The following is a 20,913-nucleotide window of genomic DNA, read 5'->3' as shown; positions in this document are numbered from 1 at the left end:
GGCGCGCCGGACCACGTCGGGTCAGGCGCAAATGGGGGCACGGGGCCGTGGCGCGCCAGGGCACCACGGCGTAGTCAGTCAAGGAAATACGATCGCGTTGGCCGGGGCCACCCGGCAGCCCGGGCGGGCGCGGGTCAGTGATCACCGCGCTCCAGCCGCGCACGCAACTCGCGGGCGGTTTCGAGCAACCCTTCGTAGCCGGAGCGGGCGTGCTCGGGCAGGTCCGGATCGCCAACCAGCGTGCCGAGCGTCTCCATCACGCTGTAGACGAGCCCACGCGCCGCGCCAGTGGCAATGCTGTTGGTCTCCACCGCGCTGTTCAGGTGCGCCAGGGCGTCGCTCAGGTGATCCACGTCCGGTGGCGTGTCGGGCAGATCGTCGGCGGGATCGGGCTTGCGGGGATCGGCAGTCATGGTCGGTGGCCTTGTGGTGCCTGCGGGGTTGGCAATCCATATCATTCTACGCGCGCGGCCGGTCGGTCGGCATGGGGAGGATTCTCAAAGTGCTTTTCAGGTCATGCCGGATACCCTTATTGGGGGAATTCCCGGGGCACAAAGATAATCCATTTGAGTACTGGATAACCCGGTGCCGATTGAGCGATTCTCTTGCCGCGATTAACACAATGTTGAGCAGGTATTACCGCGCGGGGGCACAATTGCACCTGTCCCCGGCCCTGTCGGCACCCCGTTCCGAGGGGGTATTGAAATTCGGCAAGCTGGTAACATATCGGCATCAACGGCACGACCCGCCTGACCTGACTGCCTCCGGCGCCATCGCAAACCGATCGCCGGATTCTCGTGTAAGGTAGCGGTCAGCCTTCAACATCAACTGAGCCCCAGAGGTTTCACGCCATGAGCGAACAAATCAAGTATGTGAGCGACGCATCGTTCGACGCCGACGTCCTCCAGTCCGACAAGCCCGTCCTGCTGGACTTCTGGGCCGAGTGGTGCGGTCCGTGCAAGATGATCGCCCCGATCCTGGACGAAGTGGCACGCGATTTCGGCGACAAGGTGCAGATCGCCAAGATCAATGTGGATGAGAACCAGCAGGTGCCGGCCAAGTTCGGCATCCGTGGCATTCCCACGCTGATCCTGTTCAAGGAAGGCAAGGTTGTCGCCCAGAAGGTTGGCGCCCTGTCCAAGTCGGACCTGACCGCGTTCCTGAAGAACAACGTCCCGGCCCTGGCCTGACGCCAGACCCCGCGGCCAGCCCGGCGTGGCTGGCTGCGGCACCGCATGATCCGGCTTCGCGTGCGCCAGCTCTGGCGCGCCGGCCGGATTGTGCTAAGATGCCATCAACAACTTCCCCGAGCGTTCGCTCATTCTTTCCCCCTTCCCTTTGGTCTCGCCCGTCCGGGCCACTTCTGTACCCCTCGTCTATGCACCTGACAGAACTCAAATCGCTTCACGTGTCTGCGCTTCTCGAAATGGCGGCAACGCTCGAGATCGACAATGCACAGCGGATGCGCAAACAGGAACTGATGTTTGCGATCCTGAAGAAGCGCGCCAAGATGGGCGAAACCATCTACGGAGACGGCACGCTGGAAGTCCTCCCCGACGGCTTCGGCTTCCTCCGCTCGCCGGAAACCTCGTACCTGGCCAGCACGGACGATATCTACATCAGCCCTTCGCAGATCCGCCGCTTCAATCTCCATACCGGCGATTCGATCGAAGGTGAAGTGCGGACCCCGAAGGACGGCGAGCGCTACTTCGCGCTGGTCAAGGTGGACAAGGTCAACGGGCAGGCGCCCGAAGCGGTGAAGAACCGCATCATGTTCGAGAACCTGACGCCGCTGCATCCGAACCGGCCGCTCCAGCTCGAACGTGACATCCGCGCCGAAGAGAACATCACCGGCCGCGTGATCGACATGATCGCCCCGATCGGCCGTGGCCAGCGCGCGCTGCTGGTGGCCTCGCCGAAGTCGGGCAAGACCGTGATGCTCCAGCACATCGCGCATGCGATTGCGAACAACCATCCGGAAGCTGACCTGTTCGTGCTGCTGATCGACGAGCGCCCGGAAGAAGTTACGGAAATGATGCGCTCGGTGCGCGGCGAGGTGGTGGCGTCGACCTTCGACGAACCGGCCATCCGTCACGTGCAGGTGGCCGAAATGGTCATCGAGAAGGCCAAGCGCCTGGTGGAACTGAAGCGCGACGTGGTGATCCTGCTGGACTCCATCACCCGTCTGGCACGCGCCTACAACACCGTGGTGCCGGCCTCCGGCAAGGTGCTGACCGGCGGTGTGGACGCCAACGCCCTGCAACGCCCGAAGCGCTTCTTCGGCGCCGCGCGTAACCTGGAAGAAGGCGGTTCGCTGACCATCATCGCCACGGCGCTGATCGAAACCGGCAGCCGCATGGACGACGTGATCTACGAAGAGTTCAAGGGCACCGGCAACATGGAAGTGCACCTCGAGCGCCGTCTGGCCGAGCGCCGCGTCTACCCGGCCATCAACCTGAACAAGTCGGGCACGCGCCGCGAGGAACTGCTGATCAAGCCGGAAATCCTCCAGAAGATCTGGATCCTGCGCAAGTTCATCTCCGACATGGACGAAGTGCAGGCGATGGAATTCATCCTCGACAAGATGAAGCCGACGAAGAACAACGCGGAGTTCTTCGACATGATGCGCCGCGGCGGCTAACCGCCCCGGTAGTGCATCAGGCAGGAAAGGCGTACCCTTGGGTGCGCCTTTTTTGTCTCTGCCAATCGATCCGACGACCCTCCGCCCATGTTCGGCAAACTGACCAGCTACCTGCGCTCGCGCTCACGCGCCCGCAAGCTCGAGCACTACGCCATTCCGGACGACCTCTGGACGCGCACCGTGGCTGCCCTGCCCTACGTGCAGCGCTACGGCGCCGAGGATCAGGCCGCGCTGCGCGAGCTGGCCACGCTGTTCATCGCCGGCAAGGAATATTCGACTGCCCACGACCTGCCGCTGACCGATGAGATGGTGGTCAGCGTGGCCGTGCAGGCTTGCGTGCCGATCCTCAAGCTCGGTATCGAGTGGTATCGCGGCTGGCACGGCATCGTGCTGTATCCGGGCGAATTCCTGATCCGGCGCACCGTGGAGGACGAGATCGGGCTGGTGCACGGCGTGGAGGAGGAGGCGAGCGGCGAGGCGTGGGAGCATGGTCCCGTCATCCTGTCCTGGCAGGACGTGAGCACGCCCGGCGCCGGGCTCGATTCCGACCACGCGCTGCCGGCGGACACCTACAACGTGGTGATCCACGAGTTCGCCCACAAGCTCGACATGCTCGACGGCGAGCCCGACGGCGTGCCGCCCTTCTCGCGCGTGCTGCATCCGGGCGTCGATGCCGAACAGTGGGCCGAGGCGTTCCTGAGCCAGTACGATGCCTTCGCCGATGCCTGCGAGGCCGTACCGGACAGTGCATGGGACCACCCCGAGCGGCTGCCGCCCCGGCTGCGGGTGATCGACCCCTACGGATGCGAGGCGCCCGGCGAGTTCTTCGCAGTGGCGTCCGAGGCATTTTTCGTGGAGCCCGAAGGCCTGCGCCGGCATTGGTCTACGCTATACGAAGCGCTGGCCACGTTCTACCGTCAGGACCCGGCCAAAAAATGACGCAAAATGCACTTCCGAACTCCCGACGACATGGTCACAGCCGCGCGCGGATTGTTGTCCAAGCGCTTGTTTTTCTGGCATAATCCCGGTTTGCCCGTTATCGGCAAGTGGTTCGCTCGTCGCAAGCATTCGTCATCCGATGCACGCACGCGGCAGACATGAGCGGACTGGCTACCCAACCTGAAAGGAAGCACCATGAAAGAAGGCATTCACCCGAATTATCGCGAAGTCCTGTTCCACGACGTGTCGAACGACTTCAAGTTCGTGACCCGCTCGACGATCCAGACCAAGGACACGATCGAACACGACGGCAAGACCTACCCGCTGGCCAAGATCGAAGTGTCGTCGGAATCGCACCCGTTCTACACCGGCACCCAGAAGATCATGGACACGGCCGGCCGCGTCGAGAAGTTCCGTCAGAAGTTCGGCAGCAAGCTGAGCACGATGAAGAAGTAATCTCGCGGAGCCGCGAGCATGCCGCGCACGAGGGAACAGATGCTCCCGCCGCGCGCGACCTGACAAAGAGGCAGCATCGGCTGCCTCTTTGCTTTTGTGCAGCCGATTGTTGCTGCCTACGATTTCACCGCCGATGAGTCAAGCCAAGACCTCTCCCGTCCACCTGACCGCCGCCGCCACCGGCGCGCTGCCGCGCGCCCTGCTGCTGGCCATCTGCATCATCTACGGGCTGGCCGGCCTGTTCGGCCGCGATCCGTGGAAGAACGAGGATGCCGCGGGCTTCGGCGTGATGTGGCAGCTCGCCACCGGCGGTACACAGGACTGGCTGATGCCGAACATCGCCGGCCGGCCGTTCAGCGAGGACGGCCCGCTGGTGTTCTGGCTCGGCGGCATCATGATCCGGCTGTTTGGCGGCTGGCTCGGCGCCCCGGACGCGTCGCGGCTGGCCACGGCGCTGTTCTACTTCGGCACCTGCGCCTTCATCTGGTATTCCACCTACCTGCTCGGCCGGCGCGACGAAGTGCAGCCGTTCGCGTTCGCGTTCGGCGGCCAGCCCGATGCGCGCTCCTATGGCCGTGCGCTGGCCGATGGCGCGCTGCTGCTGTTCCTGGCATGCGTGGGGCTGGCGATGCGCGGGCACGAAACCACGGCGCAGGTCGGCCAGGTCTGCTTTATCGCCTTCATGCTGTACGGGCTGGTGCGCAGCCTGGACAAGCCCGTGCAGGGCAGCCTCTGGTACGGCGTGGGGCTGGGCGCGCTGTGCCTGTCCAGCGGGCCGATCCTGGCCGCCGCCCTGCTGCTCGCCACGGCCCTTGCCGCCGTGGCCTGCCGGCCGCTGCCCGCGAAGTGGCTGGCGGGGATTGGCCTGCCGCTGGCGCTGGCCATCGTCGGCGCGTGGATGGCGATGGTGTACCTGGGCGCGGCCGACCGCGACGAGGCTGTCACCTTCATCCGCGAGTGGGCCCGCTACGACCGTCGCACCTATGGCGGGCCGTCACTGGCCGCGGCCGGCTTCATCGCACGAAATCTGTTCCTGTTCGCGTGGCCGGTCTGGCCGGTGGCCGTCTGGGCGTGGTTGTCGTGGCGTGGCATGCGGCGCGCGGCCCACGTGGCGCTGCCGCTGTCGATGCTGACGACACTGCTCCTGTTGCTGGTGCTGCAACGCAGCCCCGGCGACGTGCAGTTCATCCTGTTGCTGCCGCCGATGGCCGTGCTGGCTGCCTTCGCATTGCCCACGCTGGCGCGTGGCGTAATCAACGCGATCGACTGGTTCGCCCTGCTGTTCTTCACGATCTTCTGCGGCTTCCTCTGGTTCATGTGGATCGCCCGCACGACCGGTTTTCCGCCCAAGATCGCCAACAACGTGTACCGGCTGATTCCGGGCTTCCAGCACTCGTTCACCTGGAGCGCGGTGGTGATCGCGCTGGCGGTGACGCTGGCCTGGGTACTGGTGGTGCGTTGGCGGCTGTCGCGTGCGCCCAAGCAGATCTGGCGCCCGGTGGTGATCTCGGCCGCCGGCACGACGCTGATGTGGGTGATGGCCATGACGCTGTGGCTGCCCGCCATCAACTACGCCAAGACTTATCGCGATGTGGCGCAGGCCGCCTCGATGGCGCTACCGTCGACCTATACCTGCGTGCAGCCGATCCGCATGGGGAATGCGCAACTGGCGTCGTTCTCGTATTACGGCCATATCCGCTTTGGCGGGCCCGATGACGGCTGCGACGTGCTGCTGCGCCACGACGCCGTGGATTACGGCCCGCCCGGCAACATTTCGCACTTCGAATGGCGGCTGGTCTGGGAAGGCCGCCGGCCTGCGGACCGGGACGAGCGCTTCCGCCTGTACCGCCTGGTCGATGTTGGCCGCGCTGCGCCGCCCCGGCCCACGGTGCCGCGCCGCCTGCCGCGCCAGCCTTAATCCTCCGCGCAGGACGCCCCTCGCCCCCCCTCACGCGCCGGACTCACGACTGGGCCGGCGCGCCATGCTTTCCGACAAGAACAATGAGCAGCGCGCTGCAAGACATTCGCCGCATCCTCCACCTCGCCGCGCCCGTCCTGGTCGGACAACTCGCGGTGGTGGCCTTCGGCGTCATCGATACGGTGATGGCCGGGCGCGCCTCCGCTACCGACCTCGCCGCCGTGGGCCTGGGCGGCTCCATCTACATCACCATCTATATCAGCCTGATGGGGGTACTCCAGGCGCTGGCACCCATCGCCGGCCAACTCTATGGCGCGGGCCGCACCGCCGAGATTGGCAGCGAAGTGCGCCAGGCCGCGTGGCTGGGTGTGGCACTGGCCGTGCCGGGCATGCTGTTGCTGCTGTTCCCTGGGCCGCTGCTCACGTTTGCCAAGGCGCCGCCTGAGCTGGTCGAGAAGGCCTCGCACTATCTTCATATCGTGGCGTTCGGCCTGCCGGCCGCGCTGAGCTTCCGCATCTATATGGCGCTGAACAACGCGCTGTCGCGGCCGATCATGGTGACGGTGCTCCAGATCGCCGGGCTGGCGATGAAGGTGCCGCTCAACGCGTGGTTCATTCATGGGGGACTGGGGCTGGCGCCGATGGGCGGTCCGGGCTGCGCACTGGCCTCCACGCTGATCAGCTGGACCTGGTGCATCGCCGGCCTGCTGATCCTGCGCACCGGCGCCGCCTACCGGCCGCTGGCGCTTTTTGCCGGCTGGGAGTGGCCAAACTGGAGCAAGATCCGCCCGCTGCTGCGGCTGGGCGTGCCGATGGGGCTGACCTATCTGATCGAGATCACCTCGTTCACGCTGATGTCGATCTTCATCACACGACTCGGTACCGAGACGCTGGCCGGGCATCAGATCATCGCCAATCTGAGCGCGGTAGCGTACATGATGCCGCTCTCTCTGGCGATTGCCACGTCCACGCTGGTGGCCCAGTCGATTGGCGCGCGTGACTTGGCTGGGGCACGCCGGCTGGCGTGGCGCGGCATCCGCTTCGGGGCCGGGCTGGCGCTGCTGACAGGCGCCCTGCTGTGGCTGCTCCGCGAGCCGCTGCTGCAGGCCTACGCCAAGGATCCGACTGTAGTCACCAAGGCACTGCCGTTGATGCTGTTCGTCGCGTTCTATCAGGCATTTGACGCGGTACAGGTCATGACCGCCTTCATCCTGCGCGCGTACAAGATCGCCCTGATTCCGACGTTGATCTACGCAGGATCGCTGTGGGGCGTGGGGCTGGGTAGTGGGTATGTGATGGGATTCGGCTTGATCGACGCGCTACCCGAGTGGACACGCGGCGCCGTCGGTTTCTGGTTCGGCAACAGTATCAGCCTGGCCTTGGCCGGCACGCTGCTGGTACGGTATTTCATGCGGGTGAGCAAACCCGCATGATTTAAAGGCGGGTCACGCAATGCAATAACGGGAAGCGAAGGACAAAAAAAATGCCTGCTTGCGCAGGCATTTTTAATATTGGCGGAGCGGACGGGACTCGAACCCGCGACCCCCGGCGTGACAGGCCGGTATTCTAACCAACTGAACTACCGCTCCGTGTTGGTTGCCGCTCGAAGCTATTGCTTCGGACGACTAGCTAGACGTTTGATTACGCCCTGCTGTTTTGGCGTCCCCTAGGGGATTCGAACCCCTGTACTCACCGTGAAAGGGTGATGTCCTAGGCCTCTAGACGAAGGGGACAGAAACTTGTTGCAACGTTTCCGTCTGCGCTGCGAAGTCCGTAACTGTAACAGACTTTTCAACGACTGAGGCACTTTTTTGCTGGGTCGGTGCCTCGAAATCCTTGGTGGAGCTAAGCGGGATCGAACCGCTGACCTCTTGCATGCCATGCAAGCGCTCTCCCAGCTGAGCTATAGCCCCGTGGTACTCCTTTTACTACCAGTACTGCATAATCGCGTTTCAGCGAAACCGCGATTATATTACGATTTTCTTTCGAAGTGCAACTGCCATGTGGCATTTGCTTTCGCTAAAAACCGCGAGGCGATTATCAGATAATCAACCTCTCACCCAAAGAAAAACCCGCTTGGTTTTACCCAAGCGGGCTCAGTTTTGGCGGAGCGGACGGGACTCGAACCCGCGACCCCCGGCGTGACAGGCCGGTATTCTAACCAACTGAACTACCGCTCCGTGTTGGTTCGCCGCTCGAAGCTATTGCTTCGGACGACTAGCTGGACGTTTGATTACGCCCTACTGTTTTGGCGTCCCCTAGGGGATTCGAACCCCTGTACTCACCGTGAAAGGGTGATGTCCTAGGCCTCTAGACGAAGGGGACAGAAACTTGGTGGAGCTAAGCGGGATCGAACCGCTGACCTCTTGCATGCCATGCAAGCGCTCTCCCAGCTGAGCTATAGCCCCAATGTTACTGTCATTTACTGCTTCTTGCTGTCGCGGGATTTACTACGATTCCGGCGAAGCCGAGATTATATAGCAATCCAACCGCTTTGCAAGTCCCTTTTTCGGCCTTTCAACCGATCCGCGTGGTTTTTGCCGCGCGGCAGGGAGAAGGAGATTATGCTGAAATCCCGGCCCGAGCGCAAGCCCCTGCCGAGATTTTTCCGCACTTTTCTCAGGCTGCCGCAAGGCGGCGCAGCACCGTCTCGCGGCCGAACAGTTCCAGCACCGCGTCGATGCCCGGCGTCTGCAACTGCCCCGCCACCAGCAGGCGCACCGGCATAGCCAGCTTCGGCATCTTCAGGCCGAATTCGGCCAGCACTGCCTTGAACGTGGCGCTGATGCCCTCGCGCTTCCACTCAGGCAGCGCGGCCAGTTGCGCGGCCAGCGCCTGCAGTGCCGGACGGATCTCGTCGGTCAGGTGCTCGGTGCGCAGCGCGGCATCCGCCTGCGGCTCGCCGCGATAGAACAGCATCGCGGCCTGGGCCACTTCCTTCAGCGTATTGGCGCGATCCTTGACCAGCGCGATCACGTCGGCCAGGCTCGCGCCGTCCACCTTGCCGCCCAGCGCCTCGATGAAGGGGCGCGTCAGATCGGCCAGACGGGCGTTATCGCCCACCTTGATGTAGTGGTTGTTGAGCCAAGCCAGCTTTTCCGGGTTGTACTGCGCCGGCGACTTGCCCAGGTGCTCCAGGTCGAACCACTCGATGAACTGCTCGCGCGAGAAGATCTCGGCATCACCATGCGCCCAGCCCAAGCGCGCGAGGTAGTTCAGCACGGCCTCGGGCAGGTAGCCCTCGTCGCGGTAGCCGGTCACGGGCATCGCGCCATGGCGCTTGCTCATCTTCTCGCCCTGCTCGTTCAGCACGGTCGGCAGGTGCGCGTAGACCGGCACGTGGCCGCCCATCGCACGAATGATGTTGATCTGGCGCGGCGTGTTGTTGACGTGGTCGTCGCCGCGGATCACGTGGGTGACCTTCATGTCGAGGTCATCGACCACGACGCAGAAGTTGTATGTCGGCGTGCCGTCGGGGCGGGCGATCACCAGGTCGTCCAGCTCGTCGTTGGAGATCTCGATGCGGCCCTTCACGGCGTCGTCCCAGACCACGCTGCCGCCGATCGGGTTCTTGAAACGCACCACGGGTTGCACGCCGGCCGGCGGCTCGGGCAGGACCTTGCCCGGCTCGGGGCGCCAGAAGCCGTTGTAGCGCGGCTTCTCGCCGGCGGCGCGCTGGGCTTCGCGCAGCGCGTCCAGTTCCTCGGTGCTCATGTAGCAGTGGTACGCGAGGCCGGTCTCCATCATCTGCTGCACCACCGCGCGATAGCGGTCCATGCGCTGCATCTGGTAGAACGGACCTTCGTCGATGTCCATGTCGAGCCAGGCCATGGACTCCAGGATCACGTCGACGGCCTCCTGGGACGACCGCTCGACATCGGTATCCTCGATGCGCAGGATGAAATCGCCCTGCATGCGGCGGGCGAAGGCCCACGGATAGAGCGCGGAGCGGATGTTGCCGAGGTGGATGAACCCGGTCGGGCTCGGCGCGAAGCGGGTGCGGACGCGTTGTGTCATGGCGGAGAGAAACAAAAAGGCCCGCGCACAGCGGCGCGCAGGCCAGATTCGAGGAATGGCGCATTATACGCCCTGCCCGCCGCCGCTTTTTCGCTACGCGCCGGCCGGAATCATTTATCCTGCCACCGGTCTGAGACCTCGGATGCCGCCTCGCACGGCGCCGGCATCACTTCCCGTAGATTCCCGTTCCTCGATGAAACGACGCCATTTCCTGGGCGCCTCCGCGGCGATGCTGCTGGCGGCCTGCTCCACCGGCCCGAAGCCGCCCCCCACCCTGCCGACCCAGCCCGTCGTCACGCCGCCGGTGGCCACGCTGCCGCCGCGCCCGGTGCGCATCGGCCTGGCGCTGGGCGGCGGCGCGGCGCGCGGCTTTGCACATATCGGCGTGATCAAGGCGCTCGAGGCGCAGGGTATCCATCCCGATATCGTCACGGGTACCAGTGCCGGGTCGGTGGTGGCGGCGCTCTACGCGTCCGGCATGGATGGCTTCACGCTGAACAAGCTCGCCCTGACCATGGACGAGGCGTCCATCGCCGACTGGGCGCTGCCGTTCGGCACCAAGTTCGGTGGCTGGCTCAAGGGCGAGGCGCTGCAGAACTATGTGAACCGGCTGGTCAAGCAGCGCACCATCGAACAGATGAAGCTGCCGCTGGGCATCGTCGCCACCGATCTCAAGACCGGCGAGCGGATCCTGTTCCGGCGCGGCAATACCGGCCAGGCCGTGCGCGCGTCCAGCAGCGTGCCGGGCGTGTTCCAGCCGGTGTCGATCCAGGGCCATGACTATGTTGATGGCGGGCTGGTGGAGCCGGTGCCAGTGGATGCGGCGCGCGAGATGGGCGCCGAGTTCGTGATCGCGGTGAATATCTCGGCCGATCCGTCGAGCCAGAAGAATGGCGGCCAGAGCGGCGTGCTGCTGCAGACCACGGCCATCATGGGTCAGTCGATCAACAAGATGGCGCTGGCGCGCGCGGACATCGTGATCCGCCCTGACCTGCCCGACATGAGCGGCAGCGACTTCACGGCGCGCAACCGCGCGATCCTGGCCGGCGAGCAAGCCACGGCGGCAGTGCTGGCGAGCCTGCGCGACAAGCTCGCTCTCGCCCGTACGCGCCCGCTGCCAACCGGCATTGTTACCACCCAATAGTGGGGTAAAACGACAATCCTTGTCAGGACATGGGCTCGCTTCGTGACAATTCGTGTCACTTCATGTGACGCATCATGTCACCCTTTAGTGGGGTATTTGTCTTATTTGTATGTCGAGCCCGATAAAAAAGGACTGCCGAGGCAGTCCTTTTTGTTTGGCGAGCAGCCGGTTCAGCCGCCGTACAGCGACCGACCCTGGGCAGCCGGGTCGAAGCGCTTGAGCGTCTCGACCATGTTGCCCATGCCGTTGTCGGCGTCGCCGCGCTGGGCATCGTCGATGCGTCGCGCGCCGTTGTAGCGTGTCACCCAGTAGCTGGCACGCATGTCGTCCACGCGGATCTTGCTGCCGGTGGACGGCGCGTGCACGAACTTGTTGTCGCCAATATAGATGCCGACGTGCGAGAACGTATGACGCATGGTGTTGAAGAACACCAGGTCACCCGGACGCAGTTCGTTGACCGCCACAGTGGTGCCAACCTTGCTGATTTCGACAGAGCGACGCGGCAACACGAAGCCGAAGGTGTCGTTGAACACGTAGCGGACGAAGCCGCTGCAGTCCAGGCCGGATTCGGGGCTGTTACCGCCGAAGCGGTAACGCACGCCAATCAGGCCCAGCGCGTTCATGACCAGGTCGCCAGCCTTGCTGGCAACGTTGCTGGTGGAGTTCATCACCGACGACAGCAAGCCACGCTTGCCTTCCGGATGGGCATCCGCGCTCAGTTCCGCGCGGGCGTCGATCCGGGCGTCCGGGTCCTTGAACACCGTATCCGCCAGCACTCCATTCGACACAGTCGCACCGCATGCAATGGCAATTCCAATAGCGGCGCGCGCCAGGGAATGAAGTACCGTTCGTTGCATTGGTTCTCCTGATAATCGGACTTATCTGACCGGCATGTCAGACATTGCCGGACAAACGCTAGACATCAGGGCGGTATGTACGCAAGACATATGCCAGCGTACCGTGCACGATTCGCATGCGTGGTTGACCTTCCCAAAGGTCAGCATGCGACCGACAGACCACCCCCCAAAATAGGTATCGCGGGATAGTAAATGACTGTCATTATCGTGTCAAAGATGGTTACAAATTCGCCCGAAATCGCAGCCAAATCAATGAGCTAGCGTGAAAAACGTATCTTTTTTCTCGTATTCCGCATAACGGCGATGTGATACATCGCGCTGTCATGCTAGTGCGGCATGCGTGCTGCGCCGCACATCATTCAGACGACCCCTAACTGTGCGGCCGCCATCAGCTTGCGCGTATACGGATGCTGCGGTGCGCCGAGTACGGTTTCCGTCTCACCCGCTTCGACCACTTCACCATTTTTCATCACGACGACGCGGTGCGCCATCGCACGAATCACCGCTAGATCATGGCTGATGAACAGATAGCTGAGGTTGTACTTGTGCTGGAGCTGGGAAAGCAGCGCCAGCACCTGTTGCTGGATCGAGACGTCAAGTGCAGAAGTCGGCTCATCTAGCACCAGAACCTGCGGCTTGAGGATCAAAACTCGCGCGATGGCGATGCGTTGCCGCTGTCCGCCAGAGAACTCGTGCGGATAACGGCCCAGCGCCGTCCGGTCCATCCCGACCTCCCGCAGGGCCTCGATCACGCGCTCGCGCATCGCCTCGGGCGACAGCCCCGGCTGATGGAGGGCGAGGCCCTCACCCACGATCTGTTCGATGGTCATCCGGGGCGACAGCGAGCCGAACGGGTCCTGGAATACCACCTGCATGCGCGACCGCAGCGCACTGCGCTCCTTGTGCGTGCAGGCGTCGAACGCACGCCCCAGGAAGCGGATCGCCCCGCTACTCTGGCGCTGGAGCGCCAGCACGGCGTGAGCCAGCGTGGTCTTGCCGGAGCCGGACTCGCCGACGATGCCGACAGTCTCGCCTTCGCGCAATTGCAGGTTCACGTCCTTCACGGCCGCGAACTGCTCCTTCGAGAACCAGCCGGCAAACCCGGCGCGCTTCTTGGCGTAGTTGACGCAGAGCGCATCGGTCTCCAGCAGCACCGGCGCCAGTGGCACCAGCGGCAGCACCTCGCGGCGCGGGCGGCTGTCGATCAGCTTGCGCGTGTACGGATGGCGCGGATTGCCGAACACCTCGGCCGTCTCGCCAGACTCCACCAGCACGCCCTTCTCCATCACCCCCACACGCTGCGCGAACGCCCGCACGAGGTTCAGGTCATGGGTGATCAGCATCACCGCCATGCCGAACTCGGCCTGGAGGTCGCGCAGCAGATCCAGGATCTGAGCGCGGATGGTCACGTCGAGCGCCGTGGTCGGCTCGTCGGCCAGCAGCAGCTTGGGCCGGCAGGCCAGGGCCATGGCGATCATCGCGCGCTGGCGCTGGCCGCCCGAAAGCTGATGCGGGAAGCTGTTGAAACGGTTGGCAGCGTCGCTGATGCCGGTTCGCTCGAGCAGCGCGATGGCACGGTCGCGCGCGGCGCGGCGGTCCAGGCCCTCGTGCAGCGCCAGCGTCTCCACGATCTGGTTGCCGATGGTGTAAAGCGGGTTCAGGGCCGTCATCGGCTCCTGGAAGATCATGGCGATCTCGGACCCGCGGATGCGCCGCATCTCGCGGCCGGACACGCGCAGCAAGTCCTGGCCTTCGAAGCGAATGGCGCCCTGGTAGTGGGCGTCGCCAACCAGCCGGAGCATGGCCAGCGCGGTCACGGTCTTGCCCGAGCCGGACTCACCCACCAGCGCGTAGCGCTCGCCGGCGCGCAGGTCGAAGCTGACCTCGCGCACGGCGCGCGTGGCGTGCTCGCCCTCGCCGAAGGTCACCGACAGTCGGTCCACACACATCAATTGCGTGCCGGGCGCCGGCGGGGCCACGGCGTCAGGAAACGTTGCGGCGAGGCTCATTGCACGGCCTCCGCAGCGGGACTTCCCGCAGGCGCCTTAGGCTCCACACGACCACGCAACTGGGCCAGCCCCAGGCGCGTATCGAAGGCGTCCCGCAGCGCGTCGCCCATAAAGGTCAGCAGCAACAACGTGATAACGAGCACCGCGAACGTGGACAGCGAAATCCACCAGGCATCGAGGTTGCCCTTGCCCTGCGCCAGCAGCTCGCCCAGGCTCGGCGTCGTCGGCGGCACGCCCAGACCCAGGAAGTCGAGGCTGGTCAGCGCCAGGATGGCAGCGCTCATCCGGAACGGCAGAAAGGTGATGACCGGCGTCAGGCTGTTCGGCAGGATATGGCGCCACATGATCTGGACATTGGACAGGCCCAGCGCGCGCGCCGCCTTCACATAGTCGAGCGAGCGGTTGCGGTAGAACTCGGCCCGTACGTAATCGGACAGCCCCATCCAGCCGAACAGCGACAGCAGGATGATCAGCAGCGCCAGGCTCGGCTCGAAGATCGACGCGAAGATAATCAGCAGGTACAGCTCGGGCATCGAGCTCCAGATCTCGATGGCGCGCTGCGAGAACAGGTCGAAACGCCCACCAAAAAAGCCCATCAGCGCCCCGGTAAGCGTGCCGACCAGTACGCCGATGATCGTCAGCGCCATGCCGAACAGCACGGACACGCGGAAGCCGTAGATCAGGCGCGCCAGCACGTCCCGGCCGCGATCGTCGGTGCCCAGCCAGTTCTCGGACGAGGGGGGCGCCGGATTCGGCTCCTTGGCGAAGTAGTTCAGCGAATCGTAGGAATACTGATTCACCGGGAACACCGCGAAATTGCCGTGCGTGGTGATCCGTTCGCGGATGAAGGGATCGAGGTAGTCGGTACGGGTCGGGAAATCGCCGTCGAACGTGGTTTCCGGGTAGACCTTGACGATCGGGAAGTAGTACTCGCCCTTGTAGCGCACCACCAGCGGGCGGTCGCTCGACAGCACCTCGGCACACAGGCTCAGGACGAAGATCACCACGAACAGGATCAGGCTCCAGTAGCCCAGCCGGTTGCGGCGGAAGCGTTGCCACGCGCGCTGGCGCGGCGACGGCGAGTGCGGCAGCCCGTTGGGCACCGCGCCGTGGGAGAGAATGCTCATCGGTGCATGCCCTCGAAGTGAATGCGCGGGTCGACCATCACGTAGCAGACATCCGAAATCAGGCGCGTCACCAGCCCGATCAGCGTGAACAGGTAGAGCGTGCCGAGCACGACCGGGTAGTCACGGCGCAGCACGGCTTCATAGGACAACAGGCCCAGCCCGTCGAGCGAGAACAGTGTCTCGATCAGCAGCGAGCCGGTGAAGAACGCGCCGATGAACGCCGCCGGGAAGCCGGTGACGAGCGGGATCAGCGCGTTGCGGAACACGTGTTTCCAGAGCACGCGCCGCTCCGCCAGGCCCTTGGCCCGCGCGGTCAGCACGTACTGCTTGCGGATTTCTTCCAGGAACGCGTTCTTGGTCAGCATGGTGATGACGGCGAAGCTGCCCACCACCGACGCCGTGATCGGCAGCACCAGGTGCCAGAGGTAGTCCATGACCTTGCCCATCAGCGTGAGCTGGTCCCAATTGTCGGACGTCAGCCCGCGCAGCGGGAACCACTGGACGAACGTGCCACCACCGAACAGCACCAGCAGCAGCACCCCGAGCACGAAGCCCGGAATCGCGTAGCCCACCAGCACGATCATGCTGCTGATCACATCGAATCTGCTGCCCGCCCGGATCGCTTTCGAGATCCCAAGCGGGACCGATATCAGATAAGTCAGAAAAAACGTCCAGAGCCCGAGGCTGATCGACACCGGCAGTTTCGACTTCACCAGTTCCCAGACGCTGCGGTGCTGGAAGTAGCTCTGGCCCAGGTCGAACTGGGCGAAGCGCTTCAGCATCATGAAATAGCGCTCGATCGGCGGCTTGTCGAAGCCATAGAGCGCCTGGATTTCCTTGATTTTGTCCGGGTCCACGCCGCGCCGGCCGCGGTATTCCGCCCCGCCACCGCTGGCCTCCCCGCCACCGCCGCGCCCCTTGAGTTCGAGCATCATCTGCTCGACCGGGCCGCCCGGCACGAACTGGATCACGACGAAAGTCAGCGTAATGACCCCGATCAGGGTCGGAATCATCAGCAGGATGCGTTTGAGCAGGTAGGCAATCATGCGCGTCCGGGTTCCGTCAGTGCCGTCATTGGGTCTTCGGCGTCAGATCGTTCCGCCACCAGTTGGAGAGGACCCAGCCCTCCGCCGTATAGAAGTACGGCAGGCGGGTCGGGTAGGACATCGTATTGCGATAGGCCACGCGATGCGAGGCACTGTACCAGTTCGGCACGATGTAGTACCCGTGCATCAGCACGCGGTCCAGCGCGCGGCCCGCCGTGACGAGTTCGTCGCGCGTATGCGCGTGCAGCACGTGGTCCACGAGCTTGTCGATGGCAGGCGATTTCACGCCGAACAGGTTATCCGAGCCGGGCGTGGTCGCGGCCTCGGTCGTGAAGCGGTCGCGCAGCTCGTTGCCGGGGCTTTGCGAGTCCGGGAAGCGGATCGACACCATGTCGAAGTCGAAATCCTCGAGACGCTTTTGATACAGCGCAAAGTCGGTGGTGCGCTGATGCACCTCGATGCCGAGCTTCTCCAGGTTGCGCACATAGGTGGTGATCACCCGGCTCATCGCCCCGCCGTCATCGAGGAATTCGAACACCAGCGGCTCGCGCTTGGCGTTGCGCAGCGCGCCGTCCTCATAGGTCCAGCCGGCCTGGGCCAGCAGGCGGCGGGCTTCGCGCAGATTGTCGCGCAGCGAGCGCGGTGCGTTGGTGGTGGGCTGCACCACATCGAGGCCGAACACTTCCGCCGGCAGCTGGGCGCGCAGCGGCTCCAGAAGCGCCATCTCGCCCGGACCGGGGCGGCTGTCGAACGTCGCGCTGGCGGCCAGCTCGCTGTTCGAGAACCAGCTGTCCAGCCGCTTGTACGCGCCGTAGAACAACTGGCGGTTCAGCCATTCGAAGTCCAGCGCCAGGATCAGCGCGCGGCGGACGCGTACATCCTGGAACACCGGTTTGCGCATGTTCATCACGAAACCCTGCATGCCGGCGCCGTTGCGGTGGGGGAATTCGGTCTTGATCAGCTCGCCTTTGCGGAAGCGCGTGCCGACATAGCTCTTCGCCCAGTTTTTCGACCGATATTCGACAATGGCATCGAATTCGCCGGCCTTGAACGCCTCCAGCTTGGCCGTCTCGTCCTTATAGAGCCGGTAGACCACGCGGCCGAAGTTGAACGTGCCGCGCCGTACCGCCAGATCCTTGCCCCAATAGCTCGGGTTTCGCTTGAAAATGATGCCGCGACCGGCGTCGTAGCGGTCGATGACGTAGGGGCCGCTGGTGATCGGTTCCTCGAAGGTCAGCTTGTCGAACGGCACCTTGGCGGTCCATTTCTTCGAGAACACGGGCAGTGAACCGACGATCAGCGGCAATTCCGTGTTGCGCTGCTTGAAGTCAAAGCGGACGGTGCGCTCGCCGGTCACGACCACGGCCTTCACGTCGGTACACATGCTCCGGTAGCCGGGGCTGGCCGACTTGCTCATGAGCATGTCGTACGAGTACTTGACGTCCGAAGCCATGACCGGGTCGCCATTGGTGAAGCGCGCCTCCGGTCGGATGCGGAAGGTCACGGACAGCGCGTCGGGCGCCACGGTGACGTCGTCGGCCAGCAGGCCATAGGCGCTGGCGGTTTCGTCCGCGCTACTGATCAACAGCGATTCGAACATCAGCGCGGTCAGGCCGGGCGCCGAGGTGCCCTTGAGCGTGAACGGATTGAACTTGTCGAAGCTCGTGCGCCGGTCCGGGTTGGCCAGCGTCAGCGTGCCGCCCTGGGGCGCATCGGGGTTGACGTAGTCGAATTGCTTGAAATCGGCCGGATACTTGAGGTCGCCGTGCAGGGCAATCCCGTGCGCGGCATGCGCCAATGCGGGAAAACCCGAGGCCAGCACGCATATCCAAAGCGCCAATGGCGCCAGCCCCCGCACCTTCTGCAGCACCGCGCCACGACGAAAGCACTGCCCTGCCGCCTGAAGCGGCCAACGTGCGCGAATAGGCATCCCGTTGCAGACCTCCACTCTGACCTGGACATGCCCGGCGTCTTGTGGCCGGGCGAAGTTGTGCGACAATTTTACATGCGTCCGGGTGGCCCCCAGCCATCCGGACATTCCCTCTGCGCGGCGCAACAAACTGCGGGGAACTTTACCCGTCGTGCACCGGCCCCGGGGGCCGAGCATGAAACATGCCCGCCCCACCCTCACATATCTTGGAGAATTTATGGGATTTCTGGCAGGTAAGCGGATCCTGATCACCGGCTTGCTGTCCAACCGCTCGATCGCCTATGGCATCGCCTCCGCGTGCAAGCGCGAGGGCGCCGAGCTGGCTTTCACCTATGTCGGCGAACGCTTCAAGGACCGCATCAGCGACTTCGCCAAGGAATTCGGCTCCGACATGATCTATGAGTGCGACGTGGGCAGCGATGAGCAGATTACCGCGACTTTCGCCGCTCTGGGGCAGCGCTGGGAAAAATTCGACGGTTTGGTGCATTCGATCGGCTTTGCGCCGCGCGAAGCCATCGCCGGCAATTTCCTGGACGGGCTGTCGCGCGAAGGCTTCCGCATCGCGCATGACATCTCGGCCTACAGCTTCCCGGCACTGGCCAAGGCTGCGCTGCCGCTGCTGTCCGACAAGGCATCGCTGCTCACGCTGACCTATCTCGGCGCCGAACGCGTGGTTCCGAACTACAACACGATGGGCCTGGCCAAGGCGTCGCTCGAGGCGAGCGTGCGCTACCTGGCCGAAGCCGTGGGCGAGCGCGGGATCCGCGCCAACGGCATCTCGGCAGGCCCGATCAAGACGCTGGCTGCGTCCGGCATCAAGGACTTCGGCAAGCTCCTCAGGCATTTCGAGGAAGCCGCCCCGCTGCGCCGCAACGTGACGATCGACGAAGTCGGCAACGTGGCCGCCTTCCTGCTGTCCGATCTGTCCAGCGGCGTGACGGGCGAGATCACCTACGTCGACGGTGGCTTCAACATCGTCGGCGCGGGGGGCGTGGGGGCGTAATCCCGGCGCGCGGCCCGCGGCCATCAAGAGCGCCCCAGTTGGGGCGCTTTTTTTTGGGCGTTCATCGTCGATTTTCCGCCGATTGCCATTGTTGCACCGCAACAAATAACGACCGTCACACGCCCGGTCGGCTATCATGGCAGTCCTCTCCGAAGTGGCTCCCCATGATTTCCGTTCGTAATGTCACGCTGCGTCGCGGCGTCAATGTCGTGCTCGACCGCGCGTCCGTCACATTCAACCCCGGCGAAAAGATCGGTCTTGTCGGCCGCAATGGCGCCGGCAAGTCGTCCTTCTTCGCCCTTCTCAACGGCACGCTGCACGAAGACAGCGGCGAGTTCTCGATTCCTGCTGCGTGGAGGATGGGCCAGGTTGCGCAGGAGATGCCGGAGACCGAGCAGAGCGCTACCGACTTTGTCGTCGAGGGTGACACCGTGCTGTTGGCCGCGCAGGCCGAAGTCGACGCCGCCGAGGCCAGCGACGATGGCATGCGCATGGCGCACGCCTATATGGCCCTGCACGACGCTGGTGCACACGATGCCCCCGCACGTGCCCAGGCGCTGATCCTGGGCCTTGGCTTCAGTGGTGCGCAGCTTAGCCAGCCGGTCAACAGCTTCTCCGGCGGCTGGCGCATGCGCCTGCAACTGGCGCGCGCGCTGATGTGCCCGTCCGACCTGCTGCTGCTCGACGAACCGACCAATCACTTGGACCTCGACGCACTGGTCTGGCTGGAAGCCTGGCTCAAGCGCTATCAGGGCACCATGGTGGTGATCAGCCACGACCGCGAGTTCCTCGACGCCGTGACGCAGGTGACGGTGCACGTCGACAACGCCAAGCTCGTGCGTTACGGCGGCAACTACAGCAAGTTCGAAGACATGCGCGCCGAGCAGCTTCTATTGCAGCAGGCCGCGGTGGCCAGGCAGGCCGACAAGATCGCCCACCTGCAGAAATTCATCGACCGTTTCAAGGCCAAGGCCTCGAAGGCGAAGCAGGCGCAGAGCCGGGTCAAGGCGCTCGAACGCATGGAGAAGATCGCCCCGGTGCTTGCCGATGCGGAATTCACGTTCGAGTTCAAGGAGCCTCTCAACGTCCCGAACCCGCTGTTGTCGATGCTGGACGCGAGCTTCGGCTACCCGGCGCCGACCGACGCACTCCCGGGCACGCCGCCCACGGTCATCGTGAAGGGCATCAACCGTTCCGTGCTGGCGGGGCAGCGCATCGGCATTCTCGGTGCGAACGGCCAGGGCAAGTCCACGCTGGTGAAGACGGTGGCGCACGCGCTGGCGCCGGTTGCCGGTGAAATCAGCGAAGGCAAGGGCCTGAACATCGGCTACTTCGCACAGCAGGAACTCGACGTGCTGCGCCCGCTCGACACGCCGATGGAGCACATGATCCGCCTTGCCAAGGACACGCCGCCGCACATGCGCGCCCCCGGCCAGAGTGGCACCGAGCAATCCCTGCGCACCTTCCTCGGCACCTTCAGTTTCAGTGGCGACATGGTGCATCAGGCGGTGCACACGATGAGCGGCGGCGAAAAGGCGCGGCTCGTGTTGTGCATGATCGTGTGGCAGCGCCCCAACCTGCTGCTGCTCGACGAGCCGACCAACCACCTCGACCTGGCCACACGCGAAGCGCTCGGCATGGCGCTCAACGAATTCGAAGGCACGGTGATGCTGGTCAGTCACGACCGGGCCCTGCTGCGCGCTGTATGCGATGAGTTCTGGCTGGTCACCAAGGGCGGCGTCGAGCCTTTCGACGGCGATCTGGACGACTACCAGCAATTCCTGCGCGACGAAGCCCGTCGCCTGCGCGAGGAGGCTGCCGCATAG

16 protein-coding genes and 6 tRNA genes are annotated in these 20,913 nt (G+C 64.2%); 9 read left to right on the top strand and 13 right to left on the bottom strand.

Translation table 11 applies throughout. The features are described from left to right. Nucleotides 1-134 precede the first annotated feature (134 nt). Nucleotides 135-413 carry a hypothetical protein gene (locus AC1DP9_RS03115; RefSeq protein WP_092289741.1) on the bottom strand — a complete coding sequence of 93 codons (279 nt, stop codon included), beginning with the start codon at nucleotides 411-413 and terminating at the stop codon, nucleotides 135-137. 438 nt (nucleotides 414-851) lie between these two features. Between AC1DP9_RS03115 and trxA the strand changes: the two genes are divergently transcribed. The 6 genes from trxA (at nucleotide 852) to AC1DP9_RS03085 (ending at nucleotide 7,387) form a co-directional block, all read left to right on the top strand. Continuing rightward, entirely contained in the window at nucleotides 852-1,190 is a 339-nt protein-coding gene (gene trxA, locus AC1DP9_RS03110) for a thioredoxin TrxA (protein WP_092289743.1), read from the top strand. Between the two features lie 188 nt (nucleotides 1,191-1,378). Further along, nucleotides 1,379-2,641: a transcription termination factor Rho gene (gene rho, locus AC1DP9_RS03105; protein ID WP_092289745.1), complete on the top strand. Its 1,263-nt coding sequence runs from the start codon at nucleotides 1,379-1,381 to the stop codon at nucleotides 2,639-2,641. A gap of 87 nt (nucleotides 2,642-2,728) precedes the next feature. Continuing rightward, nucleotides 2,729-3,580 carry a M90 family metallopeptidase gene (locus AC1DP9_RS03100; protein ID WP_477106564.1) on the top strand — a complete coding sequence of 284 codons (852 nt, stop codon included), beginning with the start codon at nucleotides 2,729-2,731 and terminating at the stop codon, nucleotides 3,578-3,580. A 195-nt stretch (nucleotides 3,581-3,775) separates the two neighbouring features. Continuing rightward, the gene (locus AC1DP9_RS03095; protein WP_092289748.1) at nucleotides 3,776-4,036 is read left to right on the top strand and encodes a type B 50S ribosomal protein L31; all 261 of its coding nucleotides are present in this window, start codon (nucleotides 3,776-3,778) and stop codon (nucleotides 4,034-4,036) included. A 133-nt stretch (nucleotides 4,037-4,169) separates the two neighbouring features. Continuing rightward, nucleotides 4,170-5,954, top strand: coding sequence for an ArnT family glycosyltransferase (locus AC1DP9_RS03090; protein ID WP_441590497.1), 1,785 nt, complete (start codon nucleotides 4,170-4,172; stop codon nucleotides 5,952-5,954). Nucleotides 5,955-6,037: 83 nt separating this feature from the next. Then, nucleotides 6,038-7,387 carry an MATE family efflux transporter gene (locus tag AC1DP9_RS03085; protein WP_477106563.1) on the top strand — a complete coding sequence of 450 codons (1,350 nt, stop codon included), beginning with the start codon at nucleotides 6,038-6,040 and terminating at the stop codon, nucleotides 7,385-7,387. 79 nt (nucleotides 7,388-7,466) lie between these two features. Here AC1DP9_RS03085 and AC1DP9_RS03080 read toward each other — a convergent pair. The 7 genes from AC1DP9_RS03080 to gltX form a co-directional block, all read right to left on the bottom strand. Next, nucleotides 7,467-7,543 (bottom strand) — tRNA-Asp (locus tag AC1DP9_RS03080). A 68-nt stretch (nucleotides 7,544-7,611) separates the two neighbouring features. Beyond that, nucleotides 7,612-7,687, bottom strand: a tRNA-Glu gene (locus AC1DP9_RS03075). A gap of 104 nt (nucleotides 7,688-7,791) precedes the next feature. Further along, a tRNA-Ala gene (locus tag AC1DP9_RS03070) sits at nucleotides 7,792-7,867 on the bottom strand. 190 nt (nucleotides 7,868-8,057) lie between these two features. Continuing rightward, nucleotides 8,058-8,134: transfer RNA gene (locus AC1DP9_RS03065), tRNA-Asp, on the bottom strand. 69 nt (nucleotides 8,135-8,203) lie between these two features. Then, nucleotides 8,204-8,279: transfer RNA gene (locus AC1DP9_RS03060), tRNA-Glu, on the bottom strand. A gap of 7 nt (nucleotides 8,280-8,286) precedes the next feature. Then, nucleotides 8,287-8,362 (bottom strand) — tRNA-Ala (locus tag AC1DP9_RS03055). Nucleotides 8,363-8,573: 211 nt separating this feature from the next. After that, nucleotides 8,574-9,971, bottom strand: coding sequence for a glutamate--tRNA ligase (gltX, locus tag AC1DP9_RS03050; protein ID WP_477106562.1), 1,398 nt, complete (start codon nucleotides 9,969-9,971; stop codon nucleotides 8,574-8,576). Between the two features lie 193 nt (nucleotides 9,972-10,164). Here gltX and AC1DP9_RS03045 point away from each other — a divergent pair, with 193 nt between their 5' ends. After that, nucleotides 10,165-11,115 (top strand): patatin-like phospholipase family protein, encoded by a 951-nt coding sequence (locus AC1DP9_RS03045; protein WP_477106561.1) that lies wholly within the window; start codon nucleotides 10,165-10,167, stop codon nucleotides 11,113-11,115. Between the two features lie 170 nt (nucleotides 11,116-11,285). Here the strand turns inward: AC1DP9_RS03045 and AC1DP9_RS03040 are convergent, their stop codons facing one another. From AC1DP9_RS03040 to AC1DP9_RS03020, 5 genes are all read right to left on the bottom strand, one after another. After that, entirely contained in the window at nucleotides 11,286-11,972 is a 687-nt protein-coding gene (locus AC1DP9_RS03040; protein WP_092289758.1) for a C40 family peptidase, read from the bottom strand. A 359-nt stretch (nucleotides 11,973-12,331) separates the two neighbouring features. Then, on the bottom strand, nucleotides 12,332-13,981 hold the full coding sequence (locus AC1DP9_RS03035; protein ID WP_441590498.1) for an ABC transporter ATP-binding protein: 1,650 nt from the start codon (nucleotides 13,979-13,981) through the stop codon (nucleotides 12,332-12,334). Further along, nucleotides 13,978-15,108: an ABC transporter permease gene (locus tag AC1DP9_RS03030; RefSeq protein WP_092289762.1), complete on the bottom strand. Its 1,131-nt coding sequence runs from the start codon at nucleotides 15,106-15,108 to the stop codon at nucleotides 13,978-13,980. Before AC1DP9_RS03030 ends, AC1DP9_RS03035 begins: the two co-directional genes overlap by 4 nt. Continuing rightward, on the bottom strand, nucleotides 15,105-16,154 hold the full coding sequence (locus AC1DP9_RS03025; protein ID WP_092289763.1) for a microcin C ABC transporter permease YejB: 1,050 nt from the start codon (nucleotides 16,152-16,154) through the stop codon (nucleotides 15,105-15,107). Before AC1DP9_RS03025 ends, AC1DP9_RS03030 begins: the two co-directional genes overlap by 4 nt. A 25-nt stretch (nucleotides 16,155-16,179) precedes the next feature. Further along, nucleotides 16,180-18,084: an extracellular solute-binding protein gene (locus AC1DP9_RS03020; RefSeq protein WP_092289765.1), complete on the bottom strand. Its 1,905-nt coding sequence runs from the start codon at nucleotides 18,082-18,084 to the stop codon at nucleotides 16,180-16,182. 217 nt (nucleotides 18,085-18,301) lie between these two features. Here AC1DP9_RS03020 and fabI point away from each other — a divergent pair, with 217 nt between their 5' ends. Together fabI and AC1DP9_RS03010 are read left to right on the top strand one after the other, a co-directional pair. Further along, nucleotides 18,302-19,087, top strand: a complete 786-nt coding sequence (gene fabI / locus AC1DP9_RS03015) for an enoyl-ACP reductase FabI (protein ID WP_092289767.1) — start codon at nucleotides 18,302-18,304, stop codon at nucleotides 19,085-19,087. Between the two features lie 164 nt (nucleotides 19,088-19,251). Further along, complete coding sequence (locus AC1DP9_RS03010) at nucleotides 19,252-20,913, top strand: ABC-F family ATP-binding cassette domain-containing protein (protein WP_092289769.1); 1,662 nt, start codon at nucleotides 19,252-19,254, stop codon at nucleotides 20,911-20,913.

The organism is Cupriavidus sp. 01L43 (assembly GCF_056399925.1).
The sequence above is the reverse complement of the archived record's forward strand: the minus strand, read 5'-3'. Positions and strand labels throughout refer to the sequence as shown.

Bases quoted from the DNA above. Each gene is read 5' to 3' on its own strand.
- AC1DP9_RS03100 (WP_477106564.1), top strand. From the start codon at position 2,729: ATGTTCGGCAAACTGACCAGCTACCTGCGCTCGCGCTCACGCGCCCGC.
- AC1DP9_RS03040 (WP_092289758.1), bottom strand. From the start codon at position 11,972: ATGCAACGAACGGTACTTCATTCCCTGGCGCGCGCCGCTATTGGAATT.
- AC1DP9_RS03095 (WP_092289748.1), top strand. From the start codon at position 3,776: ATGAAAGAAGGCATTCACCCGAATTATCGCGAAGTCCTGTTCCACGAC.
- AC1DP9_RS03045 (WP_477106561.1), top strand. From the start codon at position 10,165: ATGAAACGACGCCATTTCCTGGGCGCCTCCGCGGCGATGCTGCTGGCG.
- AC1DP9_RS03115 (WP_092289741.1), bottom strand. From the start codon at position 413: ATGACTGCCGATCCCCGCAAGCCCGATCCCGCCGACGATCTGCCCGAC.
- AC1DP9_RS03030 (WP_092289762.1), bottom strand. From the start codon at position 15,108: ATGAGCATTCTCTCCCACGGCGCGGTGCCCAACGGGCTGCCGCACTCG.
- rho (WP_092289745.1), top strand. From the start codon at position 1,379: ATGCACCTGACAGAACTCAAATCGCTTCACGTGTCTGCGCTTCTCGAA.
- AC1DP9_RS03025 (WP_092289763.1), bottom strand. From the start codon at position 16,154: ATGATTGCCTACCTGCTCAAACGCATCCTGCTGATGATTCCGACCCTG.
- gltX (WP_477106562.1), bottom strand. From the start codon at position 9,971: ATGACACAACGCGTCCGCACCCGCTTCGCGCCGAGCCCGACCGGGTTC.
- AC1DP9_RS03085 (WP_477106563.1), top strand. From the start codon at position 6,038: ATGAGCAGCGCGCTGCAAGACATTCGCCGCATCCTCCACCTCGCCGCG.
- AC1DP9_RS03010 (WP_092289769.1), top strand. From the start codon at position 19,252: ATGATTTCCGTTCGTAATGTCACGCTGCGTCGCGGCGTCAATGTCGTG.
- fabI (WP_092289767.1), top strand. From the start codon at position 18,302: ATGGGATTTCTGGCAGGTAAGCGGATCCTGATCACCGGCTTGCTGTCC.
- AC1DP9_RS03090 (WP_441590497.1), top strand. From the start codon at position 4,170: ATGAGTCAAGCCAAGACCTCTCCCGTCCACCTGACCGCCGCCGCCACC.
- AC1DP9_RS03020 (WP_092289765.1), bottom strand. From the start codon at position 18,084: ATGCCTATTCGCGCACGTTGGCCGCTTCAGGCGGCAGGGCAGTGCTTT.
- trxA (WP_092289743.1), top strand. From the start codon at position 852: ATGAGCGAACAAATCAAGTATGTGAGCGACGCATCGTTCGACGCCGAC.
- AC1DP9_RS03035 (WP_441590498.1), bottom strand. From the start codon at position 13,981: ATGAGCCTCGCCGCAACGTTTCCTGACGCCGTGGCCCCGCCGGCGCCC.